Annotated in this window: 20 protein-coding genes; 8 read left to right on the top strand and 12 right to left on the bottom strand. The window is 67.3% G+C overall.

Annotation, left to right across the window (positions count from 1 at the left end; all coding sequences use genetic code 11):
• Positions 1-91 precede the first annotated feature (91 nt).
• Positions 92-1282, top strand: coding sequence for a Na+/H+ antiporter NhaA (gene nhaA, locus EOW66_RS14435; RefSeq protein WP_128157007.1), 1191 nt, complete (start codon positions 92-94; stop codon positions 1280-1282).
• Positions 1283-1413: 131 nt separating this feature from the next.
• On the opposite strand, the gene scpA is transcribed toward nhaA, so the two are convergent.
• On the bottom strand, positions 1414-3543 hold the full coding sequence (gene scpA, locus EOW66_RS14430) for a methylmalonyl-CoA mutase (protein WP_128157006.1): 2130 nt from the start codon (positions 3541-3543) through the stop codon (positions 1414-1416).
• Between the two features lie 215 nt (positions 3544-3758).
• On the opposite strand from scpA, the gene EOW66_RS14425 reads away from it, so the two are divergent.
• The gene (locus EOW66_RS14425; protein WP_128157005.1) at positions 3759-4229 is read left to right on the top strand and encodes a DUF4174 domain-containing protein; all 471 of its coding nucleotides are present in this window, start codon (positions 3759-3761) and stop codon (positions 4227-4229) included.
• Positions 4230-4344: 115 nt separating this feature from the next.
• Here EOW66_RS14425 and EOW66_RS14420 read toward each other — a convergent pair whose 3' ends face one another.
• The 5 genes from EOW66_RS14420 to EOW66_RS14400 form a co-directional block, all read right to left on the bottom strand.
• Positions 4345-6351 carry an acetyl-CoA carboxylase biotin carboxylase subunit gene (locus tag EOW66_RS14420; RefSeq protein ID WP_113899034.1) on the bottom strand — a complete coding sequence of 669 codons (2007 nt, stop codon included), beginning with the start codon at positions 6349-6351 and terminating at the stop codon, positions 4345-4347.
• A 164-nt stretch (positions 6352-6515) separates the two neighbouring features.
• A complete protein-coding gene (locus EOW66_RS14415; RefSeq protein WP_128149400.1) occupies positions 6516-6728 on the bottom strand; it encodes a hypothetical protein in 213 nt (70 codons plus the stop codon).
• A gap of 352 nt (positions 6729-7080) precedes the next feature.
• Positions 7081-7473 (bottom strand): hypothetical protein, encoded by a 393-nt coding sequence (locus tag EOW66_RS14410; RefSeq protein WP_128157004.1) that lies wholly within the window; start codon positions 7471-7473, stop codon positions 7081-7083.
• 535 nt (positions 7474-8008) lie between these two features.
• Complete coding sequence (locus EOW66_RS14405; RefSeq protein WP_239017598.1) at positions 8009-8452, bottom strand: DUF6497 family protein; 444 nt, start codon at positions 8450-8452, stop codon at positions 8009-8011.
• Positions 8453-8462: 10 nt separating this feature from the next.
• A complete protein-coding gene (locus EOW66_RS14400; RefSeq protein WP_128149396.1) occupies positions 8463-9995 on the bottom strand; it encodes an acyl-CoA carboxylase subunit beta in 1533 nt (510 codons plus the stop codon).
• A gap of 290 nt (positions 9996-10285) precedes the next feature.
• Here EOW66_RS14400 and EOW66_RS14395 point away from each other — a divergent pair, with 290 nt between their 5' ends.
• The 3 genes from EOW66_RS14395 (at position 10286) to EOW66_RS14385 (ending at position 13361) form a co-directional block, all read left to right on the top strand.
• On the top strand, positions 10286-10636 hold the full coding sequence (locus EOW66_RS14395; RefSeq protein ID WP_128157003.1) for a DMT family protein: 351 nt from the start codon (positions 10286-10288) through the stop codon (positions 10634-10636).
• 81 nt (positions 10637-10717) lie between these two features.
• Entirely contained in the window at positions 10718-11917 is a 1200-nt protein-coding gene (locus tag EOW66_RS14390) for a multidrug effflux MFS transporter (RefSeq protein ID WP_128157002.1), read from the top strand.
• Between the two features lie 49 nt (positions 11918-11966).
• Positions 11967-13361: a helix-turn-helix domain-containing protein gene (locus tag EOW66_RS14385; RefSeq protein WP_128157001.1), complete on the top strand. Its 1395-nt coding sequence runs from the start codon at positions 11967-11969 to the stop codon at positions 13359-13361.
• 52 nt (positions 13362-13413) lie between these two features.
• On the opposite strand, the gene EOW66_RS14380 is transcribed toward EOW66_RS14385, so the two are convergent.
• The 6 genes from EOW66_RS14380 to betI all read right to left on the bottom strand — a co-directional run bounded on the left by EOW66_RS14380 (position 13414) and on the right by betI (position 18806).
• The gene (locus EOW66_RS14380) at positions 13414-13653 is read right to left on the bottom strand and encodes a YdcH family protein (protein WP_128157000.1); all 240 of its coding nucleotides are present in this window, start codon (positions 13651-13653) and stop codon (positions 13414-13416) included.
• Positions 13654-13721: 68 nt separating this feature from the next.
• On the bottom strand, positions 13722-14261 hold the full coding sequence (locus EOW66_RS14375; protein WP_128156999.1) for a DUF1003 domain-containing protein: 540 nt from the start codon (positions 14259-14261) through the stop codon (positions 13722-13724).
• A 75-nt stretch (positions 14262-14336) separates the two neighbouring features.
• A complete protein-coding gene (locus EOW66_RS14370; protein WP_239017597.1) occupies positions 14337-14927 on the bottom strand; it encodes a thermonuclease family protein in 591 nt (196 codons plus the stop codon).
• A 108-nt stretch (positions 14928-15035) separates the two neighbouring features.
• A complete protein-coding gene (gene betA, locus EOW66_RS14365) occupies positions 15036-16691 on the bottom strand; it encodes a choline dehydrogenase (protein ID WP_128156997.1) in 1656 nt (551 codons plus the stop codon).
• A gap of 85 nt (positions 16692-16776) precedes the next feature.
• Complete coding sequence (gene betB, locus EOW66_RS14360) at positions 16777-18228, bottom strand: betaine-aldehyde dehydrogenase (RefSeq protein ID WP_128156996.1); 1452 nt, start codon at positions 18226-18228, stop codon at positions 16777-16779.
• Positions 18225-18806 (bottom strand): choline-binding transcriptional repressor BetI, encoded by a 582-nt coding sequence (gene betI, locus EOW66_RS14355; protein ID WP_113899022.1) that lies wholly within the window; start codon positions 18804-18806, stop codon positions 18225-18227. Before betI ends, betB begins: the two co-directional genes overlap by 4 nt.
• Before the next feature lie 117 nt (positions 18807-18923).
• Here betI and choX point away from each other — a divergent pair, with 117 nt between their 5' ends.
• The 3 genes from choX to choV all read left to right on the top strand — a co-directional run bounded on the left by choX (position 18924) and on the right by choV (position 21797).
• Positions 18924-19853, top strand: coding sequence for a choline ABC transporter substrate-binding protein (choX, locus tag EOW66_RS14350; protein ID WP_128156995.1), 930 nt, complete (start codon positions 18924-18926; stop codon positions 19851-19853).
• A gap of 73 nt (positions 19854-19926) precedes the next feature.
• Positions 19927-20763, top strand: coding sequence for a choline ABC transporter permease subunit (choW, locus tag EOW66_RS14345; protein ID WP_128156994.1), 837 nt, complete (start codon positions 19927-19929; stop codon positions 20761-20763).
• Entirely contained in the window at positions 20760-21797 is a 1038-nt protein-coding gene (gene choV / locus EOW66_RS14340; RefSeq protein WP_128156993.1) for a choline ABC transporter ATP-binding protein, read from the top strand. The genes choW and choV overlap by 4 nt, the downstream gene beginning before the upstream one ends.
• Positions 21798-21849: the final 52 nt, after the last annotated feature.

Here is a 21849-nt window from a genome sequence, read left to right as displayed (position 1 = left end):
GAGGCCGGTTTTCGCCATCGCAGGGTTGAAATCCGACCCCTTTCGCGCCCATTTGCGTGAGGACTTTACCAACAACAACCGAGGGGACGGGATGAAGGCGCTACTTCGTATCGAGAAACTATTTCAGCACGAGGCGGCAGGCGGCATCGTGCTGATGCTGGCGACGGTGCTCGCCTTCCTGACCGCGAACTCGAGCCTGTCGACGCTCTACACCGACGTGCTGGATACGAAGTTCTCCGTCCTGCTTGGCGATGACGGGCTGTCGAAACCGCTGATCCTGTGGATCAACGACGGGCTGATGGCGGTGTTCTTCCTGCTCGTCGGGCTCGAGCTGAAGCGCGAGATCGTCGAGGGCCGGCTGAAGAAGCCCGCGAATGTGGTGCTGCCCGGGGTGGCGGCGCTTGGCGGCATGCTCGCCCCGGCGCTGATCTTCCTCGCCTTCAACTGGGGCGACGCCGCGAACGCCAAGGCCTGGGCGATCCCGACCGCGACCGACATCGCCTTTGCCGTCGGCGTCGTCGCGCTCCTTGGCACCCGGGTGCCGGCGGGGCTGAAGATCTTCCTGCTCACCCTCGCCATTCTCGACGACCTCGGCGCGATCCTGGTGATCGCGATCTTCTACACCGAGCATCTGAAGACGCATTATCTGCTGCTCGCGCTGATCCCGATCGCACTGATGCTGCTGCGCAACCTGACCGGCGGCCACCGCCTCGCGCCGACGCTTCTGCTCGGCACCGTGCTTTGGGTTCTGGTGCTGAAATCGGGCGTGCACGCGACGCTCGCGGGCGTCGTCACCGCCTTCTTCATCCCGCTCAAGGACCGCTACGGCAAATCGCCCGCGCATGCGCTCGAACACGCGCTGCACCCTTACGTGATGTTCCTGATCGTGCCGATCTTCGCCTATGCGAATGCGGGCGTGAACCTTTCGGGCATGGGCATCGGCGACCTGTTCCAGCCGCTGCCGCTCGGCATCGCGCTCGCGCTCGTGCTCGGCAAGCAGATCGGCGTCTTCGGCGCGACCTGGACGATGGTGCGCATGGGCGTCGCCCGCCTGCCCGCCGCCACCTCCTGGCTGCAGCTTTACGGCATCGCCTGCCTCGCCGGCATCGGCTTCACCATGTCGCTCTTCATCGGCTCGCTGAACTTCGAGACCGACGACAAGATGAACGCGGTGCGGATGGGGGTGCTCGTCGGCTCGCTGATCTCGGCCGTGCTCGGCTATGCGGTGCTGCGCATCGCAAAGACCGACCCCAATGCCGCGGACGAGGAAGAGGCCGCCTGAGGCGCGCCCGGGACGGGGCGCACGCGCCCTTCCCGCTTCCAATCGCCCGAAATATCCCAGGGGGTGAATTTGCTGAAAGCAAAGAGGGGGGCAGCGCCCCCCTCTTCTCGTTTCGGATTGCCGTGCCGCGCTCAGGCGCGGGCGGTGCGGATGATGTCGAGGATCTCGCGCGCCGCGGCCGGGATGTTGGTGCCGGGCCCGAAGATCGCCTTCACGCCGGCGGCCTTGAGGAAATCATAATCCTGCTGCGGGATCACGCCGCCGCAGATCACGATGATGTCCTCGGCGCCCTTCTCCTTCAGCGCCTCGATCAGCTTCGGCGCGAGGGTCTTGTGGCCGGCCGCCTGGCTCGAGATGCCGACGACATGCACGTCGTTGTCGATCGCATCCTGCGCCGCCTCTTCCGGGGTCTGGAACAGCGGCCCGACGTCGACGTCGAAGCCGATGTCGGCAAAGGCCGTGGCAATCACCTTGGCGCCGCGGTCATGGCCGTCCTGGCCCATCTTCACCACCAGCATGCGCGGACGGCGGCCTTCCTCCTCGGCGAATTTCTCGACGTCCTTCTGGATCTGCTCGAAGCCCGCGTCGCCCTCGTAGGCCGCGCCATAGACGCCGGCGAGCGTCTTCACCTCGGCCCGATGCCGGCCGAACACCTCTTCCATCGCCATCGAGATCTCTCCAACCGAGGCGCGCGCCCGCGCCGCATCCACCGCGGCTTCCAAAAGGTTGCCGCCTTCCTTCGCACGCCGGGTGATCTCGGCCAGCGCCGCCTGGCAGGCCGCCTCGTCCCGCGTCGCGCGCATCTTCGTCAGCCGCGCGATCTGCGCCTCGCGGACCTTGACGTTGTCGATGTCGAGAATGTCGATCGGCTCTTCCTTGGCGAGACGATACTTGTTCACGCCGACGATCACCTCTTCGCCGCGGTCGATCATCGCCTGGCGCCGCGCCGCGGTTTCCTCGATCTTCAGCTTCGGCATGCCCGAGGCCACGGCCTTGGTCATGCCGCCCATTTCCTCGACTTCCTGGATCAGCTTCCAGGCTTCGTCGACGAGCTGCGCGGTCAGGCTCTCGACGTAATACGAGCCCGCGAGCGGATCGACGACATGGGTGATGCCGGTCTCTTCCTGCAAGATCAGCTGGGTGTTGCGCGCGATCCGGGCCGAGAATTCGGTCGGCAGCGCGATCGCCTCGTCAAGCGCATTGGTATGCAGCGACTGCGTGCCGCCCAGCGCCGCCGCCATCGCCTCGTAGGCGGTGCGCACGACGTTGTTGTAGGGATCCTGCTCCTGCAAGCTCACGCCCGAGGTCTGGCAGTGGGTGCGCAGCATCGACGAACCCGGCTTCTTCGGGTTGAACTCGGCCATGACACGCGACCACAGCAGACGCGCCGCGCGCAGTTTCGCGACTTCCATGAAGAAGTTCATGCCGATCGCGAAGAAGAACGACAGACGGCCGGCGAAGGCGTCGACATCCATGCCGCGGGCGAGCGCGGTGCGCACGTATTCGCGCCCGTCGGCGATGGTGAAGGCAAGCTCCTGCACCAGGTTCGCGCCGGCTTCCTGCATGTGGTAGCCCGAGATCGAGATCGAGTTGAACTTCGGCATCTCGTTCGAGGTGTATTCGATGATGTCCGCAATGATCCGCATCGAGGGTTCGGGCGGATAGATATAGGTGTTGCGGACCATGAACTCCTTGAGGATGTCGTTCTGGATCGTGCCCGAGAGCTTCTCGCGCGGCACGCCCTGCTCCTCGCCGGTGACGATGAAGTTCGCCAGCACCGGAATGACCGCGCCGTTCATCGTCATCGAGACCGAAACTTTTTCCAGCGGGATACCGTCGAACAGGATCTTCATGTCCTCGACACTGTCGATCGCGACGCCCGCCTTGCCGACGTCGCCGACGACGCGCGGGTGATCCGAGTCATAGCCGCGGTGCGTCGCGAGGTCGAAGGCGACCGAGACGCCCTGCTGCCCGGCGGCCAGCGCCTTGCGGTAGAAGGCGTTGCTCTCCTCGGCGGTCGAGAAGCCCGCATATTGCCGGATCGTCCAGGGACGGCCGGCATACATCGTGGCGCGCACGCCGCGGGTGAAGGGCGAGAAGCCCGGCAGGGTGCCCAGATGCGGCAGCTCTGCGGTGTCCTCCTCGGTGTAGAGGGGCTTCACCTCGATCCCTTCGAGCGTGTTCCAGGTCAGGCTGTCGAGCGGCCGGTCCTTGAGCTCCTTCTGGGCAAGTTTCGCCCAATCCTCTTTCGTGTTCGTCATCGAACGATCCCTTCTCTCAGCACCGCCCGGCCAGGGCCGGGTGGCGTCCCTTCAACCCTGCAGCCGCGGCGACGCCTTGCGCCGCGGTCACGCTCCTCAGCCCGGGCCGCCGTCAGCGGGCGGCCGGAAAATCCCGCGCTGCCGGTGCCGGGCCATGGCCCCCGCGCCGCGCAGCCCCTATAGTCTCCCCAAGGAGGCCCCGCATGAGACCCCGGATGAGACCCTTCTGCCTTGTGGCAGCAGCATCTTTCGCACTGATGACAGCGCTCGCTCCGGCCGGTGCCGAAGCCCCCGTCGCGGCTCCCGTCTTCGCCCCGGTGCCCGGTGCCGAAGCCGATCTTGCCACGTATGTCTGGAAAAAGCGCCCCGTCGTCGTCTTTGCCGACAGCGCAGCCGACCCGGCCTTCGCCGAGCAGATGGCGGCGATTGCCGCGCGCTGGCCGGATCTGGCGGCGCGCGACGTCGTCGTCATCGCCGACACCACGCCCGAACCGATGAGCGCGCTGCGCCGCAAGCTGCGGCCGCGCGGGTTCTCGCTCGTGCTGATCGAGAAGGACGGCACCATCGCGGCCCGCAAGCCCCTGCCCTGGAGCGGGCGCGAGATCATCGGCGCGATCGACAAGATGCCGATCCGGCGCGAGGAGATCCGGCGCGGCGCCGGCAGCGGCGGAACCACGGGATACTGACCCGAAAACAACGCCGGGGGCCTTGCAGCCCCGCGGCAGGTCGGAATGCATGCGCCGGCGGCCGCCGGGGCGGCGGGGCACTCGGCCCCCCTCCTCCGCGGCGACCGCCCGTGCATCATTCGAACTCCATGATGATGTCGTCGACCTTGAGCGAGGCGCCGGGCGCCGCGTTGATCTTCTTCACCACGCCGGCACGCTCGGCCTTGAGGATGTTTTCCATCTTCATCGCCTCGACGGTGGCCAGCGCCTGGCCTTCCTGCACCTCCTCGCCCTCGGCGACCGAGATCTTCACGATCAGGCCGGGCATCGGGCAGAGCAGGTACTTCGAGGTGTCCGGCGGCAGCTTCTCGGGCATCAGCTGAGCCAGCTCGTGGGCGCGCGGGGTGCGGATGTGCACCTTCAGATCCGCGCCGCGCACGCGCACGCGGAAGCCCATCGGGATCAGCCCGATCTTCAGCACCAGCGGGTGGCCGCCGACATCGAGCGTCGCGAGCGAATGACCCGGCACCCAGTCCGAGGTGACGCGCTTGTGGCCGCCGTCATCCTCGAAGGTGATGGTCGAGCCCTCGTGATCGGCCGCCACGTTCAGATGGTATTCGCGACCCTGCAGCGTCACCACCCATTCGTCGCCCACCATGCGCTCGTGATTGCCGAGCGTGCCCGAGATCCGCGACTGCCGGATCTCGGTGACGCGGTTCATCGCCGCGACGGCAGCCGCCACGTTGCGCAGCGTCTCTTCGTCGAGCTCGACGCCGTGGAAGCCTTCCGGGTATTCCTCGGCGATGAAGGCGGTGGTGATGTTGCCCTTGATGAAGCGGTCATGGTCCATCACCGCCGCGACGAAGGGCAGGTTGTGACCGATGCCCTCGACCTCGAAGGTGTCAAGCGCGAGCCGCATCTCCTCGATCGCCTCAAGGCGCGTCGGCGCCCAGGTGCAGAGCTTGGCGATCATCGGGTCGTAATACATCGAGATCTCGCCGCCCTCGAACACGCCGGTGTCGTTGCGCACGATGCCACCGCGCGGCGTCGGGCCCTCGACCGGCGGGCGGTACTTGGTCAGCCGGCCGATCGACGGCAGGAACTTGCGATAGGGGTCTTCGGCATAGAGCCGGCTTTCGATCGCCCAGCCGTTGATCTTCAGATCCGCCTGCTTGAACGGCAGCTCGCGGCCATAGGCGACGTTGATCATCTGCTCGACGAGGTCGACGCCGGTGATCAGTTCGGTGACCGGATGTTCCACCTGCAGGCGGGTGTTCATCTCGAGGAAGTAGAAGTTCTTGTTCCCGTCGACGATGAATTCCACGGTGCCGGCAGAGGTGTAGCCCACCGCCTTCGACAGCGCGACGGCCTGCTCGCCCATCGCCTTGCGCGTCGCCGGGTCGAGGAAGGGCGAGGGCGCCTCTTCGATGACCTTCTGGTTGCGGCGCTGGATCGAGCATTCGCGCTCGTGCAGATAGACGCAGTTGCCGTGCTTGTCGCCGAGCACCTGGATCTCGATGTGACGCGGCTGGGTCACGAACTTCTCGATGAAGATGCGGTCGTCGCCGAAGCTCGACGCGGCCTCGTTCTTCGAGCTTTCAAAGCCTTCGCGGGCTTCCTGCTCGTTCCAGGCGATGCGCATGCCCTTGCCGCCGCCGCCGGCCGAAGCCTTGATCATCACCGGATAGCCGATCTCGTTCGAGATCTTCACCGCTTCCTCGGCGTCGGCGATCAGCCCCATGTAGCCCGGAACCGTCGAGACGCCCGCTTCCTTGGCCAGCTTCTTCGAGGTGATCTTGTCGCCCATCGCCTCGATCGCGGTCGACGGCGGCCCGATGAAGACGACGCCTTCCTTCTCCAGCGCCTCGGCGAACTTCATGTTCTCGGACAGGAAGCCGTAGCCCGGATGCACCGCTTCGGCGCCGGTCTTGCGGATCGCGTCCATGATCTTGTCGATCACGATATAGGACTGGTTCGCCGGCGACGGGCCGATATGCACCGCCTCGTCGGCCATCTTCACGTGCAGCGCGTTCGCATCGGCGTCGGAATAGACGGCGACCGTCTTGATCCCCATCTTGCGCGCCGTCTTGATCACGCGGCAGGCGATCTCGCCGCGGTTTGCGATCAGGATTTTCTTGAACATGTCAGTCCCTTCCCTCCAGGCGCGGGATATCGTTCCGCGCCTTCTCAACATGATTGGTGATGTGATCCCCGAGAACGCACAATGCCACCGGGGGCTGTCCCCCGGTGGCATTGCAGGTCGGATGGCGTCGAGCGGCCGCGCCGGGGCGGGCCGTCAGAACGGTCTCAGTAGCCGCGCTTGTTGCACAGGCCCACGTCGTCGCACAGCGCGCCGCCGGCCGCGCCGATCGCCGCACCGGCGATCGCGTTGTTGTCGGTCGCATCGGCGACGACGGCACCCGCCGCGGCGCCGGCAAGGGCGCGCTGACCGTCGGTTTCCATGCAGCCGGCCAGAGCGGCACCAGCGAGCAGGGCGAGAAGAATCGGGGATTTGCGCATGTCGGAACACTGCCTCCGTCAGGGGTTGTTATTGCGACGGAACCTAACGCAAGTCCGAGGGAAGAAAAGTGCGATTCGCACCCCCTCCCGCCGCCATCGGCAAGCCGCCGCCGACGCATCACGCGATCGACAAGGCCGCGCCGACCGGCACCGGAACGACGCTGCGGTCCGGCCGCGAGGCCGAACCGCGACGTCAGGGAAGGGATAGTGACGTGAGACCGGCAGCCCGACTGGAACCAGGCCCCGGCCATGGCATCAGACTGCGCCGCCCGCCCGGCTTTGGCAAAGCCATTCCGCCCGGCGAAACGCCGGTCGGCGGCAAGCTGCCCATCGCGCGGGAGGATCGGCGTGCTCATGCCCAGTCGTCCTCCGCATCATCATCCCAGCTGAAGGCGTCGGGATCGGAGAACACCTCGGGGAACGCGGCCTGCGCCCGTTTCACGTCGATCTTCAGCAACTGGTCGTAGGAGGCCGGGTCGAAGGGCTCCGCGGCGGCCACCACCTCGCGCCCGATCAGCCAGCTCAGCCGGCCGGCGTCGAGATTGCCGCGCTCAAACGGCTCTTCGCCGAAATGGTTCCACAATGCGGCCATGAAGCCGGCATCTGCCCGCCGGTCGGCCGGGGCGCGATCCTTGTAGCGTTCGCGCCGGACGATCTTCGTCGGGCCTTCCTTATTCGCCCGCCGGATCGTGAAATGATAATCGGTGCCGGGCAAACGCCCGGGAAATCCGCGATGTTTCAGCATGTTCTGCCCTCCTGGCGGACCAGTTCGCACGTCCGCGGGCCCGAAGGCAACCACTGCGACGCGCAGAGGGAGGGCCGCCGGTCGCCGTGGCGCGGGGCCTGGGCGACCGACGAAAGGCCGGGGGCGGCAGCGACGCCCCGCCCCCGGATCAGATCACTTGTACTTGCCGGTGTAGGTCGGTTCGGTCGTGACGGCCGGAGCGACCGGCTCGGTCTTCGGAGCGCAGGCGGCGACAAAGGCGAGCAGAGCAACAGCGATGAGAGCTTTCGACATTTTGTTCTCCAATGGGGCTGGAGCTGCCGCGACGCAATATGCCGCGGTTCCTTTTCCCCGATCATGCCAAGAGCCGGATGATTCCGGCCCGCCGTCACAATATCTTGCGATTTCAGGGCGAAGAAGTGGCAAGATGCAATCGGCCGCGGATGTGGCGTCGCCGCATCAGCCTGATGCACGCGCGCCACGGCGCAGGTCTGCGGCCGGCGCGACGCCCGCGCGCCCGCCCCCTGCCCTGCTTTCCGGCTCCTCCCGCCACGCATCAGAACAACTCCCAAACGCAGGCCCCATCCTCGATGGAATAGGCCTCGAAATATTGCACCGCCTCGTCATCGGTCTCCCCGAAGGGGACAAGCCGGTCCGACAGGCTGATGACGATCTGCGCCGGCCTCGGCCCGACGTCGGGCACGCGCGGCAAGGCGAATCCATCGCACAGGGCCTGCATGTCCGCCTCGGCCGCCTCCTGCGAGACCGGGCTCCCGCCCCCGATGGCGGGAGCGAGGAAGCGGAACCGCAAGGTCAGCCCGGCGGGCCCCTGCGAATCCCGGATCGTCTCGATCCAGTGCACCTCCTCGCCGGAAGGCACCGGAACCGGCGCGCCGCCCCCCGCCACCTCGGCGGAGGCGGGCCGGGCAAGCGCAATCCCGGTCAGGATGGCGAGTGCCACCCTGCTCAGGCGTTGCAACTGCCCGGCCGCGGGCCCCATTCCGCGCCCCTCAGAGCGGAATGTTGTCGTGCTTTTTCCAGGGGTTCGCGAGCTTCTTCGAGCGCAGCGAGGCGAAGGCCCGGGCGACACGGCGACGGGTCGAATGCGGCTGGATCACCTCGTCGATGAAGCCGCGCTCGGCCGCCACGAAGGGGTTCGCGAAGCGGTCCTCGTAATCCTTGGTGCGCGCCGCGATCTTCTCGGCATCGCCGAGTTCCGAGCGATAGAGGATCTCGACCGCGCCCTTGGCGCCCATCACCGCGATTTCCGCCGTCGGCCAGGCATAGTTGAAATCGCCGCGCAGGTGCTTCGAGGCCATCACGTCATAGGCGCCGCCATAGGCCTTGCGGGTGATGACAGTGACCTTCGGCACGGTCGCCTCGCCATAGGCGAACAGCAGCTTCGCGCCGTGCTTGATGACGCCGCCGTATTCCTGCGTGGTGCCGGGCAGGAAGCCGGGCACGTCGACGAAGGTCAGGATCGGGATCTCGAAGGCGTCGCAGAAGCGCACGAAGCGCGCGGCCTTGCGGCTCGAATCGATGTCGAGGCAGCCCGCCAGAACCATCGGCTGGTTCGCGACGACGCCCACGGTCTGGCCCTCGATGCGGATGAAGCCGGTGATGATGTTGCCGGCGAAATCCTTCTGGATCTCGAAGAAATCGCCCTCGTCGGCGATCTTCAGGATCAGCTCCTTCATGTCGTAGGGCTGGTTCGGGTTCGCCGGGATCAGGGTGTCGAGGCTTTCCTCGACGCGCTTCACGTCATCGAAGAACGGCCGCACCGGCGCCTTCTCGCGGTTCGACAGCGGCAGGAAGTCGATCAGGCGACGGGTCTCGGCGATCGCCTCAACGTCGTTCTCGTAGGCGCCATCGGCGACCGAGCTCTTGCGGGTGTGAGTCGAGGCGCCGCCCAGCTCTTCGGCGGTGACGATCTCGTTCGTCACCGTCTTCACCACGTCGGGGCCGGTCACGAACATGTAAGACGAATCCTTCACCATGAAGATGAAGTCGGTCATCGCCGGCGAATAGACCGCACCACCGGCGCAAGGCCCCATGATCAGCGAGATCTGCGGCACCACGCCCGAGGCCATGATGTTCTTCTGGAAGACCTCGGCATAGCCCGCGAGCGAGGCGACGCCTTCCTGGATGCGGGCACCGCCCGAATCGTTCATGCCGATCACCGGCGCCCCGTTCTGCAGCGCCATGTCCATGATCTTGCAGATCTTCTCGGCATGGGTTTCGGACAGCGAGCCGCCGAACACGGTGAAGTCCTGCGAGAAGACATAGACCATGCGGCCGTTCACCGTGCCCCAGCCGGTGACCACGCCGTCGCCCGAGACGTGCTCGGCTTCCATGCCGAACTCGGTGCAGCGGTGGGTCTTGAACATGTCGAATTCTTCGAACGAGCCTTCGTCCAGCAGCAGTTCGATACGCTCGCGCGCAGTCAGCTTGCCCTTCTTGTGCTGGGCGTCGATGCGGCGCTGCCCGCCGCCAAGACGCGCAGCCGCGCGCCGATCTTCAAGCTCGCTCAGGATATCTTTCATGGGGTCCCCTCCGACGTTTGGCGCACCCTATACTTGCGCAAGATTATTACAAAGCGGATTTGCGAAAATTTGCAAATTGTTGGCAGCGCCATCGGTGCGAATTGCAAATTCGCGAACTCCGGCACCGATTCCTCCCGCCTTCCGCTTCGACCTGACGCAAGGTGATCCTGACGGAAAGGACATGCAACCCCCTCCCATCGCCCCGCTTTCCGCCCCCCCGCGAAGCCTCTGGCGGGGCGCCGCGGGGCGCGCTAATCCGGGGCATTGCCCCCCCTTGCCGCAGGCCCGCCATGTCGCTTCCCGCCCCGCTCGTCACCGTGCTTCTGCTCACCGCGTCGAACCTGTTCATGACGGTCGCCTGGTATGGCCACCTGCGCTTCAAGTCGGCGCCGCTGATCGTCGCGATCCTGATCAGCTGGGGCATCGCCTTCTTCGAATACCTGCTGCAGGTGCCGGCGAACCGGATCGGCTATGGCGCGCTATCCGCCGCGCAGCTGAAGACGATCCAGGAAGTGATCTCGCTCACCATCTTCGTGCTGTTCAACGCCTTCTGGCTGGGCGAGCCGATCACCTGGCGCACCGTTGCGGGCTTCGTGCTGATCGTCGCCGGTGTCGCGGTGATCTTCACCGGCCGCAGCTGATCCTCCGCCCCGCGCCCCGGCGCCTTGTGCCGACACATTTCCGCGATGGACAAAGCCCGCCCCGCCCCCTAGCGCTGAGCCATGGCCTTTCTGAACCGTCATTCCCCGCCCAATATCATTACCCTCGTGCTCGTGTCCGGGCTCGCGGCGCTCAGCATGAACGTGTTCCTGCCCTCGCTGACCGGGATGGCGCAGCATTTCGGCGTGGATTACGCGGTGATGCAGCTTGCCGTTTCGGCCTATCTCGGGGTCTCGGCGCTGCTGCAACTGGTGATCGGGCCGATCTCCGACCGCTTCGGCCGGCGCCGGGTGCTGATCGCGGTCTATGCCATCTTCACCCTCGCCTCGCTCGGCACGCTGCTGGCGCCCTCCGCCGAGACCTTCCTTGCCGCGCGTTTCGCGCAGGCGGTGATCGCCACCTCCTTCGTGCTGTCGCGCGCCGCGGTGCGCGACATGTTCCCGGGCCCCGAGGCCGCCTCGATGATCGGCTATGTCACCATGGGCATGGCGCTGGTGCCGATGGTCGGGCCGGTGGTCGGCGGCTTTCTCGACGTCGCCTTCGGCTGGCGGTCGAGCTTCCTGCTGCTCTTCGTTCTCGGCGCGCTCACCCTTGCCCTCGTCTGGACCGATCTGGGCGAGACGCTGAGCGCAGGCGGCGTGCCCTTCCGCGACCAGCTGGCGGGCTATCCGGTGCTGCTGCGTTCGCACCGCTTCTGGGGCTACAGCCTGTCGGCCGCGCTCGCCTCGGCGGTCTATTTCGCCTATCTCGGTGGCGCCCCCTTCGTCGGCGCGCAGGTGTTCGGGCTGAGCCCGGCCGAGGTCGGTTATTTCTTCGCCGTCCCGGCGGGCGGCTATGTGATCGGCAATTTCCTCTCGGGCCGCTTCGCCACGCGCCTTGGCATGGACCGGATGGTGCTGATCGGCGCCCTCTTCGCCACCGCCATTCTTGCCCTCTCGCTTGCCGCCGAGGCGGCGGGCCTGCACCACCCGGTGCTCTTCTTCGGCACGGTCGGGCTGACCAGCATCGGCAACGGGCTGTCGCTGCCCTCGGCCAATGCCGGGCTGATGACCGTCCGCCCCGAGCTCGCCGGCACCGCCTCGGGCCTTGGCGCAACACTGACCATCGGCGGCGGGGCCATCGCCTCCTCGGTCGCGGGGCTGATCCTCGGCCCCGGCACCGGGGCACTGCCGCTCGTCGTGCTGATGGCCGCCTGCTCGGCCGGCTCGGTCGCTGCGATCGGCTGGGTCCACCTGCGCCGGCGCCGCGTCCTCGGGATTTGACGTCAGACCTTTGCAAAGCTAGGACTGGCTTTGCAAAGGGAGGGGCGCCATGGCGACTCAGAAACTCTACGCCGGGGTGAAGCTGCGCGAGACCCGGGCGCGGCTCGGTTTGACGCAGAAGGCCTTCGCCGACCGGCTCGGCGTCTCGCTGCCCTATCTGAACCAGATGGAGAACAACCACCGTCCGGTCTCGGCGACGGTGGTGCTGGCGCTTGCGGGCGAGTTCGGGCTCGACGTGACCGAACTCTCGGCCGGCGATGCCGAGCGGCTGGTCAGCGACATGCGCGAGGCGCTCGCCGACCCGGTCTTTGCCGATGGCGCGCCGCCGCTCGCCGATCTGCGGCTGACCGCCTCGAATGCGCCGGCGCTGGCGCGGTCGTTTCTCGAGCTGCACCGCGCCTATCGCCAAGCGCATGAACGGCTCGCCTCGCTGGACGAGGCTTTGGGCCGCGAAGGCGCGCAGACGGTCGTCAGCCCCTGGGAAGAGGTGCGCGACTTCTTTCACTATTGCGACAATTACCTCGATGCGGTTGATCGCGCGGCCGAGCGCTTTTCCTGCCCGAATGGCAACAGGTTGGACCCGGTTTCCCGGGCCGTCGAGGTGCTGGCGAAGCGCGGCGTCGACGTGCAGTTTTCCGACATCTCGGCGCTGCGCACCCGCGAGGGCGAGACGCTGCGCATCTCCTCGCATGCCGGGCGCCCGACACAGGCCTTCCAGCTGCTGCACCAGGTCGCGCTGATCACCCAGAACGAGCTGATCGACGCCACGCTCGACCTCGCCCGGTTCCAGTCCGAGACCTCCCGCGCGATCGCCAAGATCGGGCTTGCGAACTATTTCGCCGGCGCCGCGCTGATGCCCTATCGCGCCTTCCTCGAGGCCGCGCAGGAAACCCGCCACGACCTCGAGCGCCTCGCCGACATCTTCGGCGCCTCGATCGAGCAGGTGGCACACCGGCTCTCGACGCTGCAGCGGCCGGGCGCGAAGAGCATCCCCTTCTTCTTCGTCCGCGTCGATCAGGCCGGCACGATCACCAAGCGTCACTCGGCGACGCGGCTGCAATTCGCCCGCTTCGGCGGCGCCTGCCCGCTGTGGAACGTGCACCAGGCCTTCGAGACGCCGACCCGCTTCCTGCGCCAGCTGGCCGAGACGCCCGACGGCGTGCGCTATCTGTGCCTGGCGCGCGACGTGTCGAAATCGGGCGGCTCCTTCACCGCGCCGGTGCGGCGCTATGCGATTTGTCTTGGCTGCGAGGTCAGCCATGCCCGCGGCCTCGTCTATGCCGACGACATGGAGCTGACGAACCCCCGCGCCTATCAGCCGATCGGCATCTCCTGCCGGATCTGCGAGCGCAAGGACTGCCACCAGCGCTCGGTGCCGCCGCTGGAACGGCGGCTGCGCGTCGACCCGGACCGCCGCGGCCTGCTGCCCTACGACATCGCCTGACACGAAAGGGCCCCGGGTTTCCCCGGGGCCCTTCCGTTCCTCCCGGCCGGCCTCAGGCGGTGGCGAGCATCCGCGCGATCTCGTCCTTGATCGCGGCACGCTGCTTGCGCAGCTCGACCTCGGCCAGCTCCTCGACCGGATCGACATGCGTCTCGGCGCGGTGCACCCGGTCGTTGATCGCGTCATACTCCTCAAGCAGCTTCGCGAAACGCGCGTCTGCCCCCTTCAGCGCCCGCAGTTTCTCGATCTCGAACGGGAATTCTTCCTGCAGCGTGTGCGGCGTGTTGGACATCTGGCGTCTCCCTCTTTGAATTTCATCAAGAGCTTAGCGCGAAAACGCCGGGCCGGCCTTGACCCGTGTCAAACCCGCGGCGACGTATTCAGCGCTGTCGCGATTTCCTCGAGCCGTGCCTCGAGCTCCTTGAACCGCCCCTCGATCGCCACCAGCCGCATGTCGTCGAGCTTCTCGTGCAGGCGCATGATCTCGAGCTCGGACTTCAGGTTCACCTCGTAGTCATGCGCCGCCGCCTCGCGATCCTTCTCGGCCTGGCGGTTTTGCGACATCATGATCACCGGCGCCTGGAACGCCGCCACCATCGACAGGATCAGGTTGAGGAAGACGAAAGGGTAAGGGTCGAGCGGCGTGAACAGCAGCAGCGTGTTCAGCACCACCCAGGCCACAAGGCCCCCGAGGAAGATGAAGATGAAGGTCCAGGAGCCGCCGAAGGCCGCCACCCGGTCGGCGACGCGCTCGCCAAGGCTGCCGTGCTCGACGCTCAGATCGCGCGAGATCGTGGCCTTCTCGGCCACCCGCCTCAGCACGCGCCGGTCGCGTTCGCTCAGCTCTTCGACCGGCTTGCCGAGAAGGCGCTCGGCCAGGGTGCGCAACTTTGCATCCATGACATTCTCCCGAAAGGACTGGCGGCAACTCTGCGCTGCGGCGGAGCGCTTGTCCACGGCGCCAAGGCGCGCGCCTCAGTCGCCGGCGTGACGCCAGCCCGCAGCGCGCGCCTCGGCCTCGGTGCAGAACCAGCGCTCGCCCGTTGCGGTGTTGATCCGGGTCTTGGCATAGCTGCGATCGTCCGGCAGGTGATAGATCCGCCCGCGCGACGAGATATTGCCCTTGATCGCACAGCCGCCGGGCGCCGCCTGCGCCGGCGGCGCGGCCGCACGCACCGCAGCGGGGTTCTCGGCCGCACCCGCCCAGATCCCGCGCCGGGCCGCCTTCGCCTGCTCCTCCGCCCCGACATAGTCGCGCGAATAGCGGCGATAGGCGAAGGCCATGCCGTCGTGCACCATCGCCGCGCCCAGATCGCGCCCGGCGACGGTGCAGCGCGCCACCAGCCGGCCGTAGCGGTCCTGCTCCTCACCCGAACAGCGCACCGCCCGGCCCCGGGTCAGATCGCGCAACGCCTCGGTCGCCCGCGCGCCGCAGGCCCAGGGCCGCCCCGCCGCATCGGTGCAACGCTGGTCATGCTCGGGCGCGTCGATGCCGAAAAGCCGCACCCGCTCGCCGGAGATTTCCAGCGTGTCGCCGTCGATCACCCGCACCGGACCGTCGAGCATCGCCCCGAAGGCCGGACCGGCGCAGAGGGCAAGGAGTAAACAAAACCTGAACATGCCCCAGATATGGCGGAACAGCCCCGGGATGCAAGCCAGATCCTGTGGGTCTCCTCAGCGCTGCGCGTGGCCCCAGTCGGGGTTGATCCAGGGCTCGAGGTTTTCGGCGGGCAGGCGCCGGCCCAGGATATGGTCAGCCATCTTCTCGCCGGTCATGATCGAGGGCCCGTTCAGGTTGCCATTGGTGATGCGCGGGAAGACCGAGCTGTCGGCGACGCGCAGCCCCCGCACCCCGATCACGCGGCCTTCCGGGTCGACCACCGCCCCCGGGTCGTCCGCCCGCCCCATCCGCGCCGTGCCGCAGGGGTGGAAGGCGCTTTCGGCATGCGCGCGGATGAAGCCGTCGATCTCGGCATCCGAGGCGACGTCGCGGCCCGGCTGGATCTCGTGCTTCACATGACCGGCCATCGCCGGCTGGGCAAAGATCTCGCGCGTCAGGCGGATGCACTTGCGGAACTCGGCCCAGTCGTCGGGGTGCGACATGTAGTTGAAGCGGATCACCGGGTTCTCGCGCGGATCGGCCGAACGCAGCGTGACCGCCCCGCGCGACTTCGACCGCATCGGCCCGACATGGACCTGGAAGCCATGCCCCTCGGCCGCAGCGCGCCCGTCGTAGCGCACCGCGATCGGCAGGAAGTGATACTGGATGTCGGGGTATTTCACCCCGGCGTCCGAGCGGATGAAGCCGCAGGCCTCGAACTGGTTCGAGGCACCAAGGCCGCGCTTCGTCAGCAGCCATTGCGCGCCGATCGCCGCCTTGCCCCAGAGGTTCCAGTATTTGTAGAGCGTCACCGGCTGGGCCGCGGCGAACTGCATGTAGACCTCGAGGTGGTCTTGCAGGTTCGCACCGACGCCCGGCCGGTCCGCAACCACCGCGATGCCGTGTTCCGCGAGATGCGCCGCCGGCCCGATGCCCGACAGCATCAGCAGTTTCGGCGTGTTGAGCGAGCTTGCCGCCAGCACCACCTCGGCGCGGGCGCGCAGCACCGCGACCTTGCCGCCGCGCTCGTATTCGACGCCCACGGCGCGGCCATCCTCGATCACCACGCGCCGCGCAAGGCCGCGGACGATGGTCAGCTTGCCGCCCTTCTGCGCCGGCCGCAGATAGGCGTTGGCCGCCGACCAGCGCCGGCCCTGCCAGATCGTCGCCTCCATCGCGCCGAAGCCTTCCTGCTGACGGCCGTTGTAATCGCCGGTCACCGGATAGCCGGCCTGCGCCCCCGCCTCGACGAAGGCGCCGAAGAGCGGGTTTGCACGCGGGCCGCGGGTGACGTGGAGGGGCCCGGACTGGCCGCGCCAGGCGGCATCGCCGCCGTCATCGCCGCCGTGCCAGCTTTCCATGCGCTTGAAATAGGGCAGCACGTCGGCATAGCTCCAGCCGGTCGCGCCGCTCTCCGCCCAATGATCGAAATCGCAGGCGTGGCCCCGCACGAAGACCATGCCGTTGATCGAGGACGAGCCGCCGATCACCTTGCCGCGCGGCGTCACCAGCACCCGGTTGCCAAGGCCCGGTTCGGGCTCGCTCTTCATGCCCCAGTCATAGAGCGCCATGTTCATCGGATAGGACAGCGCCGCCGGCATCTGGATGAACGGCCCGGCGTCCGAGCCGCCATGCTCGATGATGATCACCGTCCTGCCCGCCTCGGTCAGCCGGTAGGCCAGCGCCGAACCACCCGAGCCCGCCCCGACAATCACATAATCCGCTTCCATCGCCGTGTCCTCTGGCCTGCCGGCCCTGCTTTTCCTGGTCCAAATACTCCGGGGGGCCCGTCAGGGCGGGGGCGGAGCCCCCTCCTCAATAGGGGCTGTCGACCGGCCCGGTGCCGACGTAGACCGCCTTCACCTGGGTGTAATGCTCGACCGCGGCGCGCGAATTCTCGCGCCCGAGGCCCGAGGCCTTGACCGCGCCGAAGGGCATCTCGACCGGCGTCAGGTTATAGGCGTTGATCCAGCAGGTGCCGGCCGCGAGCTGCCCGATCACCCGGTGCCCGCGGGCGAGATCGGCGGTGAAGACACCGGCGGCCAGCCCGAATTCGGTGCCGTTCGCGCGCGCGATCACCTCCTCCTCGGTCTCGAAATCGAGCACCGCCATCACCGGACCAAAGACCTCCTCGCGGGCAAGCGTCATCGTATCGGTGACATCGGCGAAAACGGTGGGCTGCACGAAAAGCGGCCCCTCGTTGCCGGCAGACCCGCCGCAGACCAGCCGCGCGCCCTCGGCCTTTGCCCTCTCGATATAGCCCAGCACCTTCTCGTGCTGCGCGGCCGAGACCAGCGGGCCGAATTGCGTGTCCTCGGCCAGCGGATCGCCCGCGACGATCTTCGCGGTGCGCGCGGCAAGCCGGCTCAGGAACGCCTCCTTCACCGAGCGCTGCACGAAGACCCGCGTGCCGTTCGAGCAGATCTGCCCCGAGGAATAGAAATTCCCCAGCATCGCGGCGCCGACCGCGCTGTCGAGATCGGCATCGTCAAAAACGATCAGCGGCGACTTGCCGCCCAGCTCCATCGTCACATGCTTCATCCCGGCCGCCGCCGCGGCATAGACCTTCGCCCCGGTCGGCACCGAGCCGGTGAGCGAGACCTTGGCGATTCGCGAATCAGTCGCCAGCGCCGCGCCAACCGCGCCGCGCCCCTGCACGACGTTGAAGAGGCCCGCCGGCATCCCCGCCTCGATCAAAATCTCGGCAAGTTTCAGCGCGCCGAGCGGCGTGACCTCCGAGGGCTTGAACACCATCGCATTGCCAAGCGCGAGCGCCGGCGCAGCCTTCCAGCAGGCGATCTGGCTCGGATAATTCCACGCGCCGATGCCCGCGCACACGCCCAGCGGCTCGCGAATCGTATAGGCGAAATCGCCACCCAGCGGGATCGTCTCGCCGGTCACCGTGGGCGCGAGACCGGCGAAATACTCGAGCGCATCGGCGCCCGAGGGCCAGTCAGCGACGCGGGTCTCCTGGATCGGCTTGCCGGTGTCGAGGGTCTCGAGGAGCGCCAGCTCCTCGCCCCGCGCACGGATGATCTCGACCGCCTTCATCAGCACCCGCGCCCGCTCAATGGGGCGGCGCCGGCCCCAGTCGGCCTGCGCCGCGACCGCGCCCGCAATCGCCGCCTCGAGCACCGCAGGCGTCGCCGCATGCAGCCGCGCGATGACCTCGCCAGTGCCCGGATAGATCACCTCGATCGGCGCCCCGGCCGTGTCCTCGAGCCAGTCGCCATTGACGAAATGGCTTGCCTTCGGTTGTGCCTTCATTCCCGCACCTCCAGTTCGCGATCCAGATATTCCGTAACGATTTTGAGCGCATAGGCCCGGTCCGGCGCGCCATCGGCGAGCGCCGCGCGGATGTAGACGCCGTCGATCAGCGCGCCGAGGCCGCGCGCCACCGCCTCAGCCCGCGCGCCCACCAGCGGGCGCAGCTCGTGGCGCAGGTTCGAGCGCAGCCGGCGCTGATAGACCCGCAGCAGCCGGTGCGCCTCGGGCAGGGTCTGCGCCAGAACGTAGAAGTTCAGCCAGGCCGAGATCGTCTCGCGGCGGAAGCTGCCGGGCGCGAAGCTGCCCGAGACGATCGCGCGCAGCCGGCTCTCGGCCGTCGTCGCGGTCGAGAGCGCGCCGCGCACCTCGGCGCCGTAAAGCGTCAGGATCGAGCGCATCGCGGCAAGGAAGATCTGTTCCTTCGAGCCGAAGTAGTGATGCGCCAGCGCCGAGCTCATCCCTGCCCGCCGTGCGATCTGCGCGACCGTGACTTCAAGCGAGCCCGCCTCGCCCACGGTCTCGATCGTGGCTTTCACCAGTGCTGCCCGTCGAATAGGCTCTGCCCCCAGCTTCGGCATGGTTTGCGACCCACCTTGAAAAAAGTCCTTGCCATCCGGAGCTACAGGCAAGTTTATTGACTCGTCAATCAACAAAAACGCCTGACCCTGAATCTGGGCTACCAACGGGAGACCAACATGATCCTTCGTTCCCTTCTTCTGGCCGGCACCGCCACGCTCGCCCTTGCCTCGGGCGCCGTGGCTGCGGGTTGCGACAAGGTGACCTTCTCGGATGTCGGCTGGACCGACATCACCTCGACGACCGCCGTCGCCACCACCGTGCTGCAGGCGCTCGGCTACGAGACCGACGTCAAGGTGCTCTCGGTGCCGGTGACCTATTCGGCGCTCGCCTCGGGCGATGTCGATGTGTTCCTCGGCAACTGGATGCCCTCGATGGAGGCCGACCTTGCCCCCTATCGCGACGACGGCACGGTCGAGACGGTGCGCACCAACCTGACCGGCGCGAAATACACCCTTGCCACCAATGCCGCGGGCGCCGCGCTCGGGATCAAGGATTTTGCCGATCTCGCCGCGCACAAGGCCGATCTCGACGGCAAGATCTATGGCATCGAGCCGGGCAATGACGGCAACCGGCTGATCCTCGACATGCTCGAGGGCGACGCCTTCAAGCTGAAGGGCTTCGAGCTGGTCGAAAGCTCGGAACAGGGGATGCTCGCCCAGGTCGCGCGCGCCGACAAGGCCGGCAAGCCGGTGGTCTTCCTTGGCTGGGAACCGCACCCGATGAACGCCAATTTCAAGATGACCTATCTGGCCGGCGGCGACGACTTCTTCGGCCCCGATTTCGGCGGCGCGGTGGTCGACACCAACGTCCGCAAGGGCTATGTCGCGGACTGCCCGAACGTCGGCAAGTTCCTGCAGAACCTCGCCTTCTCGCTGCCGATGGAAAACGAGATCATGGGCAAGATCCTCGATGACGGGGAAGAGCCCGGTGCGGCCGCGAAGGAATGGCTTGCCGCCCATCCCGATGTCGTGACCCCCTGGCTCGACGGCGTGACGACGAAGGACGGCGGTGACGCCGCGGCCGCCGTCGCCGGCGCGCTGAAGTAAGCGCTGCACTCGCCGGCCCTTCCGGCCTCCGGAAGGGCCCCTCCATCCAACCGCGGCGAAGGGAGATCGCGCGATGGATTGGCTTACAGCCAACAAGATTCCGGTCGGCAAGGTGGCGAAGACCATCTTCGACTGGCTCAAGGACAATGCCGGCGGCTTCTTCGACACGCTCGCCGCGATGATGCAGGCGCTGATCGACGGCATCCTGTGGGTGCTTGAAACACCGCATCCGCTGATCGTGGCGGGCGTGTTCACCGCGATCACCTGGCTCGTGCAGCGCAGCTGGCGCACCACCGCGCTCGTCGCCGCGGGGTTCCTGTTCATCCTCAATCAGGGCTACTGGAAGGCGACGATGGAAAGCCTGACGCTGGTGCTCTCGGCCTGTGTCGTGTGCATGGCCCTCGGCGTGCCGATCGGTATCGCCGCCGCGCACCGCCCGCGCCTGTTCAAGGCACTGCAGCCGGTGCTTGATCTGATGCAGACCCTGCCGACCTTCGTCTATCTGATCCCGGCGATCGTGTTCTTCGGCATCGGCATGGTGCCCGGGCTGATCGCCACGGTGATCTTCGTGCTGCCCGCGCCGATCCGGTTGACCCATCTCGGCGTCGTCTCGACGCCGGAATCGCTCCTCGAGGCCGCCCGCGCCTTCGGCGCTACGCCGCGGCAGGTGCTGTGGAAGGTGGAACTGCCCTGGGCCACGCCGCAGATCATGGCAGGCCTGAACCAGACGATCATGCTGTCGCTGAGCATGGTGGTGATCGCCGCCCTTGTCGGCGCGAACGGGCTTGGCGTGCCGGTGGTGCGGGCGCTCAACTCGGTCAACACCGCGCTCGGCTTCGAGTCGGGCTTCATCATCGTCGTGGTCGCGATCATCCTCGACCGCATGCTGCGCCGGGAGGCCCGGAAATGAGCGATACCCCCCGCCGCATCGCCGTCGAATTCGACGCCGTCTCGATCGTCTTCGGCGACGCGCCCCAGGCGGCGCTGCCACTGATGGACAAAGGCCAGAGCCGCTCCGAGGTGAAGAACGCCACGCGCCAGGTGCTGGGCGTGCATGATTGCTCGCTGCAGGTCGCCGAGGGCGAGATCCTCGTGCTGATGGGCCTCTCGGGCTCGGGCAAGTCGACGCTCCTGCGCGCGGTCAATGCGCTGAATCCGGTGGTGCGCGGCGAGGTGCGCATCCTCGATGCCGACAACGCGCTGAGCTCGGTCACCCATGCCGATGCCGCGACACTGCGCCGGTTGCGGCTCACCCGCGTCGCGATGGTGTTCCAGCAATTCGGCCTTCTGCCCTGGCGCACGGTGCGCGAGAACGTCGGCCTCGGCCTCGAACTCGCCGGGATGAAACCGGCCGAGCGGCAGGCGAAGGTCGATGCGCAGCTTGCCCTCGTCGGGCTGTCGGACTGGGCAAACCGCAAGGTCGGCGAGCTTTCGGGCGGCATGCAGCAGCGCGTCGGCCTTGCCCGCGCCTTCGCCACCGAGGCGCCGATCCTGCTGATGGACGAACCCTTCTCGGCGCTCGACCCGCTGATCCGGGCAAAGCTGCAGGACGAACTGCTCGAGCTGCAGGCAAAGCTGCACCGCACCATCATCTTCGTCAGCCACGACCTCGACGAGGCGTTCAAGCTCGGCAACCGGATCGCGCTGATGGAGGGCGGTCGGATCGTGCAATGCGGCACCGCACACGAGATCATCGCCAACCCGGTCGACGATTACGTCGCCGATTTCGTCGCGCACATGAACCCGCTCGGCGTGCTGACCGCCGACGATCTGGCCGAACCGGGCCCGGCCGAGGGCACGCCGCTGCCGCTTGACACCCCGGTGAGGACGGTGATGGAGCAGCTTTGCACGGTCGATGCGGTGGCGATCGAGGGCGGGCGCCGGATCACCCGGCAGGGCGTGCTCGCCCGGCTCATCGCGCCGCAGGGCAGCGCCGCCGGCTGAGGGCCTGAGTATTTTTGCCAAGAAAAAGCCCCCCGTCCGCACCAGGGACGGG

It is taken from the genome of Paenirhodobacter huangdaonensis, assembly GCF_004022465.1.
In the GTDB taxonomy this organism is placed as follows: domain Bacteria; phylum Pseudomonadota; class Alphaproteobacteria; order Rhodobacterales; family Rhodobacteraceae; genus Rhodobacter; species Rhodobacter huangdaonensis.
This window is presented reverse-complemented; position numbering and strand designations above follow the sequence as displayed.